The organism is Piscinibacter sp. PDB5-1, assembly GCF_056676035.1.
In genome coordinates, this window is sequence record NZ_JBWVZL010000003.1 from 60,757 (window position 1) to 75,582 (window position 14,826).

Genomic DNA, 14,826 nt, shown 5'->3' on the forward strand with positions numbered 1-14,826 from the left:
TCAAGCCCCTTCGCCTCTGGCTGCGGCCTCGCGCAGCTTGTCTTTCTTGCTCTTGCGGTGGCCCTTGACGCCGCCGGTGGCCGCGCCGGGGGGCGCTTGCTCGACCGGCTCGAAGCCTTCGACGCGCTCGCGCGGCACGCGCTGGCCCTGGCGCTTTTCGATCAGCCGGAAGTGCGCCTCGGTCGCCGCGCTGACGAAGCTGACCGCGAGGCCCGGCTGCCCCGCGCGGCCGGTGCGGCCGATGCGGTGCCGGTAGTCGTCGGCCGAGCGCGGCAGGTCGTAATTCACGACCACCGCCAGGCCGTCGATGTGCAGGCCGCGCGCGGCCATGTCGGTGGCCACCAGCACGCGCAGGCGGCCGTGCTTGAAGTCGTTCAGCACCTGCGTGCGCTTGCCCTGGCTCTGGTCGCCATGAAAGGCCTCGGCCGCGACGCCCAGCTTGGCCAGCTTGCCGGCGACGTGCTCGGTGGCGTATTGCGTGGCCACGAAGACGAGCACCTGCGTCCAGCGGCCGGTTTGCATCAGGTGGTGCAGCAACTGGGTGCGCCGACCGGCATCGACCTCGACCACGTGCTGTTCGATGTCGGGCTGTGCGCCGGCGCCGGTCACCGACGGCCCCTCGACCCGCACCGGCGCGTGCAGCAGCGCCTGCACCAGCGCATCGACCGCGGGCGAGAAAGTGGCCGAAAACAGCAGGCTCTGCCGGCGCGTGGGCAGCAGCGCCATCACGCGGGTCAGCTCGTCGGCGAAGCCGGCGTCGAGCAGGCGGTCGGCTTCGTCGAGCACCAGGGTGGCGAGCGTGTCGAGCCGCAGCGCGTTGTGCTCGACCAGGTCGAGCAGGCGGCCCGGGGTGGCCACCACCACGTCGGCGCCGCCGCGCAAGGCCATCATCTGCGGGTTGATCGAGACCCCGCCGAACACCGTGGCCACCTTCACCGGCGGGTTCAGCGGCCGCGCCAGCGCGGTGATGGCCTCGCCCACCTGCGCAGCCAGCTCGCGCGTGGGCACCAGCACCAGGCCACGCGTGCGCCGGGGCAGGTTGCGCGAGGCGGTCAGCGCCCGCGCGCTGCCGGTCTGCTGCAGGTGCTGCAGCAGCGGCAGGGCGAAGGCGGCGGTCTTGCCCGAGCCGGTCTGCGCGTGGCCGACCACGTCGTGCCCCGCGAGCGCCGGTGGAATGGCGGCCGACTGGATCGGCGTGGGCGCGACATAACCCCGGTCGAGGGCGGCGCGGGCCAGCGCGGGCGAAAGGCCGAGGGACTCGAAGGGCATGGGCGCGCCGCAGGGGCAGGGCAGGTGGGGCGCGAAGTTTATCGGTCGTCCCCGGACGCGCCGGGCAAAATCGCGCATTCGCACCCCTGTGCCCATGCCTGACACCTCTGCCTGCGTGCTGTCCGTCATCCCGCCGATGACGCAGCTCAACACGCCGTACCCCTCGACCGCCTACCTCACCGGCTTTCTGCGCTCGCGCGGGCTGCACGCGGTGCAGGAAGACCTGGCCCTCGCGCTGGTGCTCGAACTGCTGTCGCCCGCCGGGCTGCGCGAGGTGCGGGCGCTGGTCCTTGAGACGCCGCCCGCCAAGCGCAGCGTCGCCGCGCGCGCCTTCGACGAGCTGTTCGACCGCTACGCCGCCACACTGCCGCCGACCATCGCCTTCTTGCAGGGCCGCGACTCGACGCTGGCGCACCGCATCAACACCCGCTTCTTTCTGCCCGAGGGCCCGCGCTTCGCATCGCTCGACGTGTACGTGGACCCGGACGAGCCCGAGGGCGGCGACCCGCTGGCCTGGGCCTTCGGCGCGCTGGGCCTGCAAGACCGCGCCCGGCATCTGGCCACGCTGTACCTGAACGACCTGGCCGACATCGTGCGCGAGGTGGTGGACCCGCGCTTCGAGTTCGTGCGCTACGCCGAGTCGCTGGCGATGAGCCAGCCGAGCTTCGACCCGCTGGCCGACGCACTGGCCGCGCCGCTCAACCTGGTGGACCGCACGCTGCAGCGCCTGACGCTGGCCGCCATCGAACGCCACCGGCCCGACGTGGTGCTGGTGTCGGTGCCCTTTCCGGGCGCGGTGTACGGCGCCTTTCGCATCGCGCAGGCCATCAAGGCGCAGCACCCGCACATCAAGACCGTGCTCGGCGGCGGCTTCGTCAACACCGAGCTGCGCGAGCTGGCCGAGCCGCGCGTCTTCGACCACTTCGACGCGGTGACGCTCGACTCGGGCGAGCGCCCGGTGCTGAGCCTGATCGAACACTTTCGCGGCAAGCGCTCGCAGCAGCGGCTGTCGCGCAGCTTTGTCCGCAGTGATGACGGCGCCGTGCGCTACATCGACATCGGCGAGGCCGACGTGCCCTTCAGCGACGTGGGCACGCCCACCTGGGACGGCCTGCCGCTGGACAAGTACCTCTCGCTGCTGGACATGCTCAACCCCATGCACCGGCTGTGGTCCGACGGGCGCTGGAACAAGCTCACCGTGGCCCACGGCTGCTACTGGAAGAAGTGCAGCTTCTGCGACGTCAGCCTCGACTACATCTCGCGCTACGACGCGGCGAGCGCCGAGACCCTGGTCGATCGCATCGAGGCCATCGTGCGCGAGACCGGGCAGACCGGCTTCCACTTCGTCGATGAAGCGGCGCCCCCGAAGTCGCTGAAGGCGCTGTCGGCCGAGCTGCAGCGCCGGCAGACCTCGATCTCGTGGTGGGGCAACGTGCGCTTCGAGAAGAGCTTCACCCCCGAGCTTTGCCAGCAAATGGCCGACAGCGGCTGCATCGCCATCTCGGGCGGGCTAGAAGTCGCGTCAGACCGCTTGCTCAAGCTAATGAAGAAGGGCGTGTCGGTCGAGCAGGTGGCGCGCGTGACCAAGGCCTTCGCCGACGCCGGCATCCTCGTGCATGCGTACCTGATGTACGGCTTTCCGACCCAGACGGTGCAAGACACCGTGGACGCGCTCGAACACGTGCGCCAGCTCTTCGAGGCCGGCTGCATTCAATCGGGCTTCTTTCACCGGTTCGCCTGCACCGTGCACTCGCCGGTCGGCCAGAACCCCGACGAGTACGGCATCCGGCTCGTGCCGCTGCCGCCTTCGCCCTTCGCCAAGAACGACGTGGCTTTCATCGACCCGACCGGCGTCGATCACGACGCGCTGGGCGTGGCGTTGAAGAAGGCCATCTACAACTACATGCACGGCATCGGCCTCGACGAAGACGTGCGCGCGTGGTTCAACGCTCGCGTGCCCAAGACCACCGTGCCGCGCCACCGCATCGCGCGGGCGCTCGCCACGGCCGGCTGATCACCCTTTCACATGCCATGACCGACACCACACCCCTCGCCGACGACGACACCATCAAGCAAGACCGCCTCTGGCGCGACAACGGCTGGACGGCCCGCGTCGTCAAGAACGAAGAAGACGATGGCTGGGCGGTCGAGATGCTGCTCGACGGCCAGGCCGAGCCGGCGCTGGTCGGCCCCTGGACCATGGGCCGCGACAAGAAGAACCCCAAGCCGCTCGACACGGCCGCGTTCAACACGCTGGTGAAGACGGCGGCCGAGGTGATCCGGCGCCACGAGCAGCAGTTGCATGCGCGGCTGCACAAAGAGCTGCAGGTCGATGCCGGTGAGGCACGCTTTCGCGTCACGCTCGACATCGTGCCCGACGACGACGACCCGCATGCCGTGCTGGCGGCGCACGACGCCTTCGGCGAGCGCGTGGCCCAGCAGCGCGTGAGGGCCGATTTCAAGCTGAGTGCCGACCGCGCCGCCGCGTGGGTCGAAGGCGGCTTCGGCAAGGTGTGAGTCCGGGCCCATGCGTACCCCCGTTCCGCTCGACGACCCCGAAGACGAAGCGCTGAGCCTCGACGCGCGGGCGCGGGCCGCGTCGCGCAGCACCTGGGTCAGCGTCGCGGTCAACGTGGTGCTCACCGTGGTGCAGATCGTCGTCGGCGTGATGGCGAAGTCGCAGGCGCTGGTGGCCGACGGCATTCATTCGCTGTCGGACCTGGCCTCGGACTTCGTGGTGCTCTTCGCCAGCCACCACGGCCGCAAGGACGCCGACGCCGAGCACCCCTACGGCCACCAGCGCTTCGAGACGGCCGCCTCGCTGGTGCTGGGCCTGCTGCTGCTCGGCGTGGGTGCGGGCATGCTGATGTCGGCCTACGACAAGCTCGTGGCGCCGGCCTCGGTGTCGGCCGTGCACCCGGCCGCGCTGTGGGTGGCGCTCTTGGCCCTGGTGTCGAAAGAAGGCCTGTACCGCTACCTGATGCGCGTCGCCCGGCGCGTCAAGTCGAGCATGCTGATGGCCAACGCCTGGCACTCGCGTTCAGACGCGGCCTCGTCGCTGGTGGTGGCGCTGGGCATCGGCGGCAACCTGCTGGGCTACCCCATCCTCGACCCGATCGCGGCCTTCATCGTCGGCGCGATGGTGCTGCGCATGGGCTGGCAGTTCGGCTGGGCGGCGCTCGACGACCTGATGGACCGCTCGGCCGACGACGACGAGGTGCAGGCCATCCGCCAGACCCTGGTCGAAACCCCCGGGGTGCGCAACGTGCACGACGTGCGCACGCGCAAGATGGGCGACATGCTGCTGGTCGATGCGCACCTCGCGGTCGATGCCGCGCTCAGTGTCGAGGCCGGTCACGACATTGCCGTGGAAGCCCGCCGCCGCGTGATGCAGCGCCACCGCGTGCTCAACCTCATGACGCATGTGGACCCGTGGCGCCGGCCCGACGCCGACCACGAGGCGCCGGTCGCGCTGAGAGACTGAAGCTCAGGCGCTGCCGCCGTTCACCAGCGTGCGCAGCCCGTCTTCGTTGAGCACGCGCACGTGGCGGTGGCGCACTTCGAGCAGGCCGTCTTCCTGGAACTTCGAGAACGTGCGGCTCACCGTTTCGAGCTTGAGCCCGAGGTAGCTACCGATCTCTTGCCGCGTCATGCGCAAGACGAGCGCGGTGTGCGAGAAGCCGCGCGCGTGCAGCCGCTGCGTCAGGTTGAGCAGAAAGGCGGCGAGCCGCTCTTCGGCCCGCATGCTGCCCAGCAGCAGCATCACGCCGTGGTCGCGCACGATCTCGCGGCTCATGATCTTGTGGAAGGCGTGCTGCAACTCGGTGAACTCGCGCGACAGCGTTTCGAGTTGCCCGTACGGGATCACGCAAACCTGCGAGTCTTCGAGCGCGATGGCGTCGCAGGTGTGGCGGTCGTGGCTGATGGCGTCGAGCCCCATCAGCTCGCCGGCCATCTGGAAGCCGGTGACCTGGCTCTGGCCTTCTTCGTTCGACACGCAGGTCTTGAAGAAGCCGGTGCGCACGGCGTACAGCGCCTCGAAGGCTTCGCCGGCGTGGAAGAGGGCGCTGCCGCGCTTGACGGTGCGGCGGTTGGCGACCAGCGTGTCGAGCCGTTCGGCGTCCACCTGCGTCAAGCCCAGCGGCAGGCACAGTTCGCGCAGGTTGCAGCTGGAGCAGGCCACCTTCAGGGCTTCGCGCCGGGTGGCGCAGAGCGGGGCGTCTGCGGGCTGGATGGCGATGGTGGGGGCGTCGGCAGGGTCGTGCAGCATGAGGGGCCTCAAGTAACGGTTTCATTCTGCGCGGCGGCCGTCACACGCCCTTGAGCCAGATCAAGGCCACAGGCCGAGGGGGGCGCCACAGTGACGCCATGACACCCGTGGTTGCCCCCGCCCCCATCTCGTGCGAGACCCTGCAGCGCTTCGACGTGCCAGGCCCGCGTTACACGTCCTACCCGACGGCCGACCGCTTCGTCGAGGCCTTCACCGACGCCCACTACCGCGACGCGCTGGCGCGCCGGGCGGCCGGCATCGGGGCAACGGGCGGGGCGCGGCCGCCGCTGTCGCTGTACGTGCACATTCCGTTTTGCGAGTCGGTCTGCTACTACTGCGCGTGCAACAAGGTCATCACCAAGCACCACGAGCGCGCGACCGAATACCTGGAAGCACTCCAGGTCGAACTGAATCTGCACGCCGCCGTGCTGGGTCACGGAACGCCGGTGGCGCAGCTGCATTTCGGGGGCGGCACGCCGACCTTCCTGAGCGACGCCGAGCTGGAGCAGTTGATGCGCAGCATCCAGGCCGTCTTCAAGCTCGTGCCGGGCGGTGAATACTCGATCGAGGTGGACCCGCGCACCGTGACGCCCGAGCGCCTGGAAAAGCTCGCCGCCCTGGGCTTCAACCGCATCAGCCTGGGCGTGCAAGATTTCGACCCCGCCGTGCAACAGGCCGTGCACCGCGTGCAGCCACGCGAGCAGGTCGAGGCGCTGATGTCCGCCGCGCGGCGCATCGGCTTCGACTCCATCAACGTCGATCTGATCTACGGCCTGCCGCGCCAGACCCGCGAGTCGTTCGCGCGCACGCTGCAGCAGGTGAGCGACTTGCGGCCCGACCGCATCGCGCTCTATGCCTACGCGCACCTGCCCGAGCGCTTCAAGCCACAGCGGCGCATCACGCCGGCCGAGCTGCCGCCGCCCCCCGACAAGGTGGCAATGCTGGCTGCGGCCATCGACGTGTTCGGCACGCGGGGCTACGACTACATCGGCATGGACCACTTCGCGCTGCACGACGACGCGCTCGCCGTGGCCAAGCGGCAAGGGCGGCTGCACCGCAACTTCCAGGGCTACAGCACGCAGCCCGACTGCGACCTCGTGGCGCTGGGTGTGTCGGCCATCGGCCGGGTGGGCGCGACCTACAGCCAGAACGCCAAGACGCTGCCCGAGTACTACGACGCGCTGCGCCACCGGCGCTTTCCCATCGTGCGCGGGCTGGCGCTCGACCGCGACGACCTGATCCGCCGCGCGGTCATCATGGCCCTCATGTGCCAGGGTCACCTCGTGTTCGAGTCGATCGAGTCGGCGCACCTGGTGGACTTTCGCCGCTACTTCGCCGCCGAGATGGACCGCCTGCGCCCGCTGGCCGAGCAAGGCCTCGTGAGCATCGAAGACGACGGCCTGCGCGTCACGCCGACCGGCTGGTACTTCGTGCGCGCGGTGGCGATGGTGTTCGACAAGCACCTGCAGGCCGAACGCGACCGCGCGCGCTTCTCTCGCATCATCTGAACGCCCCCATGGACCTGTGGCTCGGCCTCGTCGCCACCGCCTTGCTGATGGGCTTTGCCGGTGGGCCGCATTGCGTGGCCATGTGCGGCGCAGCCACCGGCGGCATCGGCTGCACCAAGAAGCGCCTGCTGCGCTTTCAGGCCGGGCGCATCGCAGGCTATGCGCTGGCCGGCGCGCTGGTGGCATCGTCGGCGGGTGTGCTGGCCTGGGGCGCCTCGCACCTGACCGTGCTCAAGCCCTTCTGGGCCATGCTGCATGTGGCGCTGGTCGTGCTGGGGCTGAGCCTCTTGTGGCTCGGCCGCCAGCCGGCCTGGCTCGACCGCGCCGCGCACCGCGCGTGGCAGGTGATCCGCATCCGCACCTTGCACATCGACCCCGACCGGCTGCCGCTCGCCGCCGGCGCGCTGTGGGCGCTGCTGCCTTGCGGCCTGCTGTATTCGGCGTTGATGGTCGCGTCGCTGAGCCCGCAAGCCTGGCAGGGCGCCTTCGTGATGGCAGCCTTCGCGCTCGGCTCGGCGGTGAGCCTGCAACTGGGGCCGATGCTCTGGCAGCGGCTGCAACGCCACCGCAGCGCGGCTTCGGGCCAGTGGGGCGTGCGCCTCGCCGGGCTGGCGGTGGCCGGTGCCTCGGCCTGGGCGCTGGGCCACGGCCTGTGGCACGAGTACCAGCGCGTGTTCTGTTGAACCGGTGAGGGCGCGCCCGCCGCGGGTTTGACCCGTGGCCATGTCGGGCCGCGGCTTGACGAGAATCAATGGCCTGGCCCGCGCCTCGGGCACCATCGTCGCCACCATGCCCCATCGCCGCACCGAGACCCCCCAGCCGCGCACGCACGCCGCGCACGCGAACACTGCCCCGCGTTTTCACCTCACCTTCCTCGGCGCCGCCGGCACGGTGACGGGCTCGAAGTCGCTGCTCGACGCGAGCGGCGCCCGGGTGCTGGTCGATGCGGGGCTCTTCCAGGGCTACAAGACGCTGCGCGTGCGCAACTGGGAGCCGCCGCCCATCGAGCCGCACCGGCTCGATGCCGTCGTGCTGACCCACGCCCACCTCGACCACAGCGGCTACCTGCCGCGCCTGGTGCGCGACGGTTTCAAGGGCCGCGTGTGGTGCTCGGCCGGCACGCGGGCGCTGTGCGAGATCCTGCTGCCCGACTCGGGCCGCATCCAAGAAGAAGACGCGGCCTACGCCAACCGCAAGGGCTTCAGCAAGCACCACCCGGCCGAGGCGCTGTACACCGAACAAGACGCGCGCAAGGCGCTCGACCACCTGGAGGTGGTGGACTACGGCCAGCCCTTCGAGCCCGCACCGGGCGTGCAGGCGGTGTTGCAGCCGCAAGGGCACATCCTCGGTGCCGCCAGCGTGCGACTCGAACACGCCGGCTGCAGCATCACCTTCAGCGGTGACATCGGCCGCCCCGACGACCTGGTGATGCGCGCGCCGCACCCGCTGGCCGCAAGCGACTGGGTGGTCAGCGAATCGACCTACGGCGACCGCGAGCACCTGCCCACCGACACCGAGGCCGAGCTGGGCGAGGTGATTCGCCGCGTGGCCGGGCGTGGTGGCGTGGTCGTGGTGCCGGCCTTCGCGGTGGGCCGCGCGCAGATGCTGCTGCACCACCTGGCGCGCCTGCGCGAGCGCGGCGACATCCCGAATCTGCCGCTGTACCTCGATAGCCCGATGGCCGTGCAAGCCACCGGCGTGTACCGGCGCCACCGCAGCGAACACCGCCTCAGCGCGGCCGAGTGCGACGCCATGTACGAGGCGGTGCATTTCGTCAAAGACGTGGAAGAGTCGAAGCACCTGAGCGGCCGGCGCGGGCCCATGGTCATCGTGTCGGCCAGCGGCATGGCCACCGGCGGGCGCGTGCTGCACCACCTGAAGGCCTTCGCCGGCGACCACCGCAACGCCATCGTGCTGGCCGGCTTTCAGGCGCCGGGCACACGCGGCGCGTCGCTGGCCGAGGGCGCACGCACGGTGCGCATCCACGGGCAAGACGTGGCCGTGCGCGCCGAGGTCGTCAACGTGCAAAGCGCGTCGGCGCATGCCGATTCGAGCGAGATCATGGACTGGCTGCGCACCGCGCCGCAGGCCCCGCGCGGGGTGTTCGTCACGCATGGCGAACCGGCGGCATCCGACGCGCTGCGCCAGCGCATCGAGCGCGAACTGGGCTGGGCCGTGCGCGTGCCGATCTTCCGCGACGCGTTTGACCTGCTGGGCGGAAAGCCGCTGTGAGCCGCCGCCTGCGCGCGTGCCTGGGCGGCGTGGCCGTGCTGCTGCTGGGCGCCTGCGCCGGCTGGCCGGTGCCGGGCGGTGCGTCCGCGCCTTCGGGCCTGTCCCCGGCTGCATCGGCCCCGGTCGCATCCCCCACGCAGATGCCCCCCAGCTTCGCCGATGCCATTGCCCGCAGCGCACATGCGGCGGTGGGCGTCTATGGCCTCGGCTGGCGCGGCCGGCCCGGCGGCCTCGACGATGAACTGCAGTCGCAGGCACAAGCCGACGCCCCACGGCAGGCGGTGGGCTCGCGGCCACCGGCCGACGACAACGACGTGTCGCAGGGCACCATCGGCGCGGGCTTCTTCATCGACGAACAGGGCTTCATCGTGACCGCCGCGCACGTGGTCACTGAAGCGCGCGAGGTCGTGGTCAAGCTGCAAGACCAGCAGGTGCTGCGCGCCGAGTTGGTCGGCCACGACCCCGACACCGACATCGCGCTCTTGAAGGTGGCGCCGCCCCTGGCGGTGCGGCCGGTGCTGGGCCATTCGCTGAGCTTGCGCCCGGGCGACTGGGTGCTCGCGGTCGGCGAGCCCTATGGGCTGAACCGCACGGTGATGGCCGGCATCGTCGGCGGCACCAACCGCCACTTCAGCGACGACCGCGAGAGCGCCTTCATCCAGACCGACGTGGCGCTCGGCCCCGGCAACTCGGGCGGGCCCTTGCTCGACGTGTCGGGCGTGATCGTCGGCATGAACTCGCGCGTGGTGGTCGGCAGCTTCGGCTCGCCCGGGCTGGGCCTGGCGATCCCGATCGAGATCGTGTTGCAGATCGCGCAAGAGCTGCGCAACGGCCACGCCATCGTTCGCCCCCGGCTGGGCGCGCGCTTCTCCGACGTCACCCCCCAGGCCGCGCTGAAGGCCGGCCGGGCCTATGCCAGCGGCGCGCTCGTCACCGAGGTCGATGCCCAGGGCCTGGCGCACAGGCTGCAGCTGCGGGCCGGCGACATCGTCACCGGCTTCAACGGCCAGGCCGTGGGCGACGGTGCAGACCTCGTGCGCATGCTGCTGGCGTGGCGCCAGGCGAGCGGCACGGTTTTCACCGTCCACCGCGACGGGCAGTACCGCCAGCTCACCGTGCCTTGAACGGGCAGGGGGCGGGATGGGCCCGCCGCCCCTTGGCACAGATGCTGCGCCGCAACGACGCCGCCCCGCTTTGCCCGAGCGACCCTGAGGGTTGTCAACGGCCGCACCGGCTCGGCCCGCTAGCCTCGACCGATTGACTGACCGATGCCGACCTGAAGGAGCCCCACCGTGAGCGTGCGCAACCTCGAAGCCTTGTTCCGCCCCGCCTCGGTGGCGGTGATTGGTGCGTCCGACCGCGAGGGCAGCCTCGGTCGGCTGGTGATGCGCAACCTGCTCGCGGGCGGCTTCACCGGGCCCGTGTGGCCGGTGAACCCGAAACGGTCCACCGTGGCCGGGCACCGGGCGTGGCACTCGGTCGAGGCGCTGCCGCAGGCGCCCGACCTCGCGGTCATCTGCACACCGGCCGCGACCGTGCCCAAGCTGATCGAACAGCTCGGCGACAAAGGCACACGCGGCGCGGTGGTGCTGACCGCCGGCATGCGCGAAGCGGCCAAGCCCGGCGGCCCCACCTTCGAGCAGCAGATGCTCGACGCGGCCCGGCCGCGGTTGCTGCGCATCCTCGGCCCCAACTGCGTGGGCCTGCTGGTGCCAGGCCTCGGGCTCAACCCCAGCTTCGCGCAGGCCGGCGCCTTGCCGGGGCGGCTGGCCTTCGTGTCGCAATCGGGCGCGCTGGCCACCGCCTTGCTCGACTGGGGCAATGCGCGAAACATCGGCTTTTCGCATTTCATCTCGATGGGCGACAGCGCCGACGTCGATTTCGGTGACGTGCTCGACTACCTCGCCAGCGACTCCAGCACGCGCGCCATCCTGATGTACATGGAGTCGGCCAGCTCGGCGCGCAAGTTCATGTCGGCCGCCCGCGCCGCAGCGCGCAACAAGCCGGTGCTGGTGGTCAAGGCCGGCCGCGCGCCCGAAGGCGCCAAGGCCGCCGCCTCGCACACCGGCGCGCTGGCCGGGGCCGACGACGTGATCGACGCCGCTTTTCGCCGCGCCGGCATGCTGCGGGTGGACACGCTGGCCGACCTGTTCGACGCTGCCGAAACACTGGCCCGCGCCCGGCCGCTGCATGGCGAGCGCCTGGCCATCGTCACCAATGGCGGTGGGGCCGGGGTGCTGGCTGCCGACGCGCTGGCGAACGGCTGCGGCAAGCTCGCCACGCTGGGCGGCGAGACCTTGCGCGTGCTCGACGACACGCTGCCCGCCACTTGGTCGCATGGCAACCCGGTGGACATCATCGGCGACGCGCCGGTCGAGCGCTATGTGGTGGCGCTGAAGGCGGCGCTGGCCGACGAGGGCGTCGATGCGGTGATCTTCATGCACGCGCCCACGGCCGTTGTGCCCAGCATCGACATCGCACGCGCCTGCCTGCCGCTGATGACCGAGGCCACCAAGCCCGTGCTGACCTGCTGGATCGGCGGCGACTCGGTGCGCGCCGCGCGCGAGGCCTGCTCGGAAGCCGGCGTGCCGACCTACGACACGCCCGAGCGCGCCGTGGCCGCGTTCTCGTACATGGTTGAGCACCGGCGCAACCGCCACGCGCTGATGGAGGTGCCGCGCGCCAGCGCCGAGCCGAACGGCGCCACCCCGCCCGACCTGAAGACCGCGCGCGAAGTCATCACCACCGCGCTCGCGGCGGGGCACACCGAGCTGAACGAACTCGAAGCCAAGGCGCTGTTGGCCGCCTATGGCGTGCCCGTGGTCGCCACGCGCAGCGTGCCCGACACGCAGGCGGCGGTGGACGCTGCGGTGCAGATCGGATTTCCGGTGGCGCTGAAGATTTTGTCGCCGCAGATCTCGCACAAGTCCGACGTCGGCGGCGTGGTGCTGGCCCTGCATTCGGCCGAGGCCGTGCGTGAGGCCGCCGACCAGATGCTCGCGCGCGTCGCCAAGCTGCGGCCCGACGCTTCGATCACCGGCTTCACCGTGCAGTCGATGGTGCAGCGCTCGCGGGCGCACGAGCTGATCGTCGGCGTGGCCACCGACCCGGTGTTCGGCCCGGTGATCATGTTCGGCCAGGGCGGCACGGCGGTCGAGGTCGTCAAAGACCGCGCGATGAGCCTGCCGCCGCTCAACGTGAACCTCGCCGCCGATCTGATCGGGCGCACGCGCGTGTCCCGGCTGCTGGCCGGCTACCGCGACCGCAAGGCCGCCGACATGGACGCGATCCACGCCACGCTCGTGAAGGTCTCGCAAATGGTGTGCGACCTGCCCGAGCTGGCCGAGCTCGACATCAACCCGCTGCTCGCCGACGAGCAGGGCGTGATCGCCCTCGACGCACGCGTGAAGCTCACCGCGCACCCGGCACCCGAGTCGCGCCGCCTGGCCATCCGCCCGTACCCGGCGCAGTACGAAGAGGCCATCGAGCTCAAGGGAAGGGCGGCCGTCGTGCGGCCGATTCGCCCCGAAGACGAGCCGCTGCTGCGCTCGCTGTACGAGCACGCCAGCCCCGATGACCTGCGCCTGCGCTTTTTCATGTCGCGCCGCCAGGTGCCGCGCTCAGAACTCGCCCGCTACAGCCAGATCGACTACGACCGCGAGATGACCTTCGTGGCCGTCGCCCCGGAACTGGGCGCCGACGGCCTGCTCGGCGAGGTGCGCACCGTCTGCGACCCCGACCACGAGCGTGCCGAGTTCTCGGTGCAGGTGCGCAGCGGCTGGCAAGGGCAGGGCCTCGGCCGCCGCCTGATGGAAAAAGCCCTTGGCTACCTGCAAGCCCACGGCGTGCACGAGGTCGTCGGCGAATGCATGCCCGGCAACGAAGGCATGGCCCGCCTGGCCGGCAGCCTGGGGTTCGAGGTGTCGCGGCACGGCGGGGATGCGGTGGGTTTGCGACTGCAGTTGACGACGCCCCCCGTGATCGCGTGAAGCGGTCGGGGCCAGCTGCAGTGCTTTACTAACATAAATGCACACCGTCGCTAAACGATTTTCCAGCGCTCTGGATTTTATTCCGTAGGACTCGGCTCAGAAGATTGGGGATGTGCTCGGAAGTATTGAAGGCAATCGCCTGATTTATTCAATGAACAAGCAGTTGATGAGGCAATGCAGAGGGCCAGTCGGCGAGGACGTTTCCAGAAAATTCCATAATGTCGTTCCTTCGGCGTTCGAAGATGGAAGTATCAAGAGGGATGTCGGAATGGGGCCAGCAAAGATTTCCTTCCAAGGAAAATTCAGCCAGGGCGATCGAGGTAATTCCAAAAAAATACTGCTGCTGAAATATTTAATGGGTTCAATTATGCAATCCCATTGCCGCCCCGGAGATGAAGTGTTTTGGTTGCGGGGTGGCAGTGAAATCGCGTACAGCATGCGCAGAAAGGATGGAGTGGTGAGGCATTTCTCAAAAATGCTCATTTGCGCGAAGCTGCTGGGTTTTCTTTTCCACCCAGGAAATGCGGGGGCTGAAACAAAAGAATTTTACGTGTATGCCAACGAAATTCGACTAAGCGGACTGTTGGTGCGTTCTGCTGAGGCTTTGAATCGGAATGTTGCTGTCGGCGATTACTCTGCCCCCAGAATTAATGTGGACAGGTCGTTCTCCCGATACGATGACTTGATGATGCTTCTGGCTTCACAGGCTGGCGCCGGGGTTTCTAGATACGGCGATATATTGATGATGCGGGCGGCCTGTGCTGGGGATGTCAGGGCGAAAATCAACCCGTTCGAAAGCAAGCCGTTGAGCGTCAGTTTTTCTGCAATACCACCTATTGATGTGGTGAATGCGATCGCTCGATCAAGTAAATATATTTCAGGAGATATTTCCGGGGAAAGGGATTGGGGCTTGATTGGTATGCATCTGAGTGGAGTCTCTGCATCAACGATGTATGAGGTTGTCACTCATGTATCTGGTGTGACGGTCGAAATTCAGAAAGGAGCTTGGATTGCCCGTCGTCACGGAACCTGTCCAGCTCGACAAGCTGAATCGTCGGAAATGTTGTTGCCCGAGGCTGTTGACGATACATGCGATCGCCGAGCCTTAAATGTCAGAAACTCAGAGTCCCCTTGCGAAGCCCTTGAGTTCTACGACATCGGTGATATGGTTTGGCGAGGCTACATTCGGTCGAATGGTCAGATTGCCGCATTTGTGGAAACTCCGGATGACGTCACTTGGCTTATTAGGGTCGGGATGCGCATTGGGAAGAATTCTGGAGTGGTAAAGTCAATATCTGGTTGTGGGATTCTTGTTGATGAATCTCCTTCTGATTCTTCGGGGGGTATCAATCGAAAATTGCAAAGATTGGACTATTCGGGAATGGCTAGGAGAGCTTGCCTTCACAAACGGGGGGGCGCGAAAGGTGGGTAGCGAGTAGGGTTTCGCTAGTTTTTCAAACGACCCTCCGAAAACGAATGTTGCGCAAACATATTTTTACAAATTCCCGCTAAACACTTTTCAGAAGCACTGGATGTATTGGTTGTAGCGAGCCCGATG

General features: G+C 68.5%; 11 protein-coding genes. 9 read left to right on the forward strand and 2 right to left on the reverse strand.

What is annotated here, in order from left to right; all coding sequences use genetic code 11:
* Positions 1 to 1,269: a DEAD/DEAH box helicase gene (locus tag AC1KAT_RS13180; RefSeq protein WP_480326637.1), complete on the reverse strand. Its 1,269-nt coding sequence runs from the start codon at positions 1,267 to 1,269 to the stop codon at positions 1 to 3.
* Between the two features lie 94 nt (positions 1,270 to 1,363).
* Between AC1KAT_RS13180 and AC1KAT_RS13185 the strand changes: the two genes are divergently transcribed.
* Genes AC1KAT_RS13185 through AC1KAT_RS13195 form a run of 3 tightly spaced genes read left to right on the forward strand, consistent with a single transcriptional unit; the run spans position 1,364 to position 4,753 of the window.
* The gene (locus tag AC1KAT_RS13185; protein WP_480326639.1) at positions 1,364 to 3,283 is read left to right on the forward strand and encodes a B12-binding domain-containing radical SAM protein; all 1,920 of its coding nucleotides are present in this window, start codon (positions 1,364 to 1,366) and stop codon (positions 3,281 to 3,283) included.
* A gap of 17 nt (positions 3,284 to 3,300) precedes the next feature.
* On the forward strand, positions 3,301 to 3,786 hold the full coding sequence (locus AC1KAT_RS13190; protein ID WP_480326641.1) for a hypothetical protein: 486 nt from the start codon (positions 3,301 to 3,303) through the stop codon (positions 3,784 to 3,786).
* A 10-nt stretch (positions 3,787 to 3,796) separates the two neighbouring features.
* Positions 3,797 to 4,753 carry a cation diffusion facilitator family transporter gene (locus AC1KAT_RS13195; protein ID WP_480326643.1) on the forward strand — a complete coding sequence of 319 codons (957 nt, stop codon included), beginning with the start codon at positions 3,797 to 3,799 and terminating at the stop codon, positions 4,751 to 4,753.
* Between the two features lie 3 nt (positions 4,754 to 4,756).
* Here the strand turns inward: AC1KAT_RS13195 and fnr are convergent, their stop codons facing one another.
* Positions 4,757 to 5,539 (reverse strand): fumarate/nitrate reduction transcriptional regulator Fnr, encoded by a 783-nt coding sequence (gene fnr, locus AC1KAT_RS13200; RefSeq protein ID WP_480326645.1) that lies wholly within the window; start codon positions 5,537 to 5,539, stop codon positions 4,757 to 4,759.
* Positions 5,540 to 5,637: 98 nt separating this feature from the next.
* On the opposite strand from fnr, the gene hemN reads away from it, so the two are divergent.
* The 6 genes from hemN to AC1KAT_RS13230 all read left to right on the forward strand — a co-directional run bounded on the left by hemN (position 5,638) and on the right by AC1KAT_RS13230 (position 14,700).
* Positions 5,638 to 7,047, forward strand: coding sequence for an oxygen-independent coproporphyrinogen III oxidase (gene hemN, locus AC1KAT_RS13205; protein ID WP_480326647.1), 1,410 nt, complete (start codon positions 5,638 to 5,640; stop codon positions 7,045 to 7,047).
* 8 nt (positions 7,048 to 7,055) lie between these two features.
* Positions 7,056 to 7,730, forward strand: coding sequence for a sulfite exporter TauE/SafE family protein (locus AC1KAT_RS13210; RefSeq protein WP_480326649.1), 675 nt, complete (start codon positions 7,056 to 7,058; stop codon positions 7,728 to 7,730).
* 55 nt (positions 7,731 to 7,785) lie between these two features.
* On the forward strand, positions 7,786 to 9,279 hold the full coding sequence (locus AC1KAT_RS13215; RefSeq protein WP_480326651.1) for an MBL fold metallo-hydrolase RNA specificity domain-containing protein: 1,494 nt from the start codon (positions 7,786 to 7,788) through the stop codon (positions 9,277 to 9,279).
* Positions 9,276 to 10,403, forward strand: coding sequence for a S1C family serine protease (locus AC1KAT_RS13220; protein WP_480326653.1), 1,128 nt, complete (start codon positions 9,276 to 9,278; stop codon positions 10,401 to 10,403). The genes AC1KAT_RS13215 and AC1KAT_RS13220 overlap by 4 nt, the downstream gene beginning before the upstream one ends.
* A gap of 168 nt (positions 10,404 to 10,571) precedes the next feature.
* Complete coding sequence (locus tag AC1KAT_RS13225; RefSeq protein ID WP_480326655.1) at positions 10,572 to 13,268, forward strand: bifunctional acetate--CoA ligase family protein/GNAT family N-acetyltransferase; 2,697 nt, start codon at positions 10,572 to 10,574, stop codon at positions 13,266 to 13,268.
* A 151-nt stretch (positions 13,269 to 13,419) separates the two neighbouring features.
* On the forward strand, positions 13,420 to 14,700 hold the full coding sequence (locus tag AC1KAT_RS13230; RefSeq protein ID WP_480326657.1) for a pilus assembly protein PilP: 1,281 nt from the start codon (positions 13,420 to 13,422) through the stop codon (positions 14,698 to 14,700).
* Positions 14,701 to 14,826 lie beyond the last annotated feature (126 nt).

Bases quoted from the DNA above. Each gene is read 5' to 3' on its own strand.
- AC1KAT_RS13180 (WP_480326637.1), bottom strand. From the start codon at position 1,269: ATGCCCTTCGAGTCCCTCGGCCTTTCGCCCGCGCTGGCCCGCGCCGCC.
- AC1KAT_RS13185 (WP_480326639.1), top strand. From the start codon at position 1,364: ATGCCTGACACCTCTGCCTGCGTGCTGTCCGTCATCCCGCCGATGACG.
- AC1KAT_RS13190 (WP_480326641.1), top strand. From the start codon at position 3,301: ATGACCGACACCACACCCCTCGCCGACGACGACACCATCAAGCAAGAC.
- AC1KAT_RS13195 (WP_480326643.1), top strand. From the start codon at position 3,797: ATGCGTACCCCCGTTCCGCTCGACGACCCCGAAGACGAAGCGCTGAGC.
- fnr (WP_480326645.1), bottom strand. From the start codon at position 5,539: ATGCTGCACGACCCTGCCGACGCCCCCACCATCGCCATCCAGCCCGCA.
- hemN (WP_480326647.1), top strand. From the start codon at position 5,638: ATGACACCCGTGGTTGCCCCCGCCCCCATCTCGTGCGAGACCCTGCAG.
- AC1KAT_RS13210 (WP_480326649.1), top strand. From the start codon at position 7,056: ATGGACCTGTGGCTCGGCCTCGTCGCCACCGCCTTGCTGATGGGCTTT.
- AC1KAT_RS13230 (WP_480326657.1), top strand. From the start codon at position 13,420: ATGAACAAGCAGTTGATGAGGCAATGCAGAGGGCCAGTCGGCGAGGAC.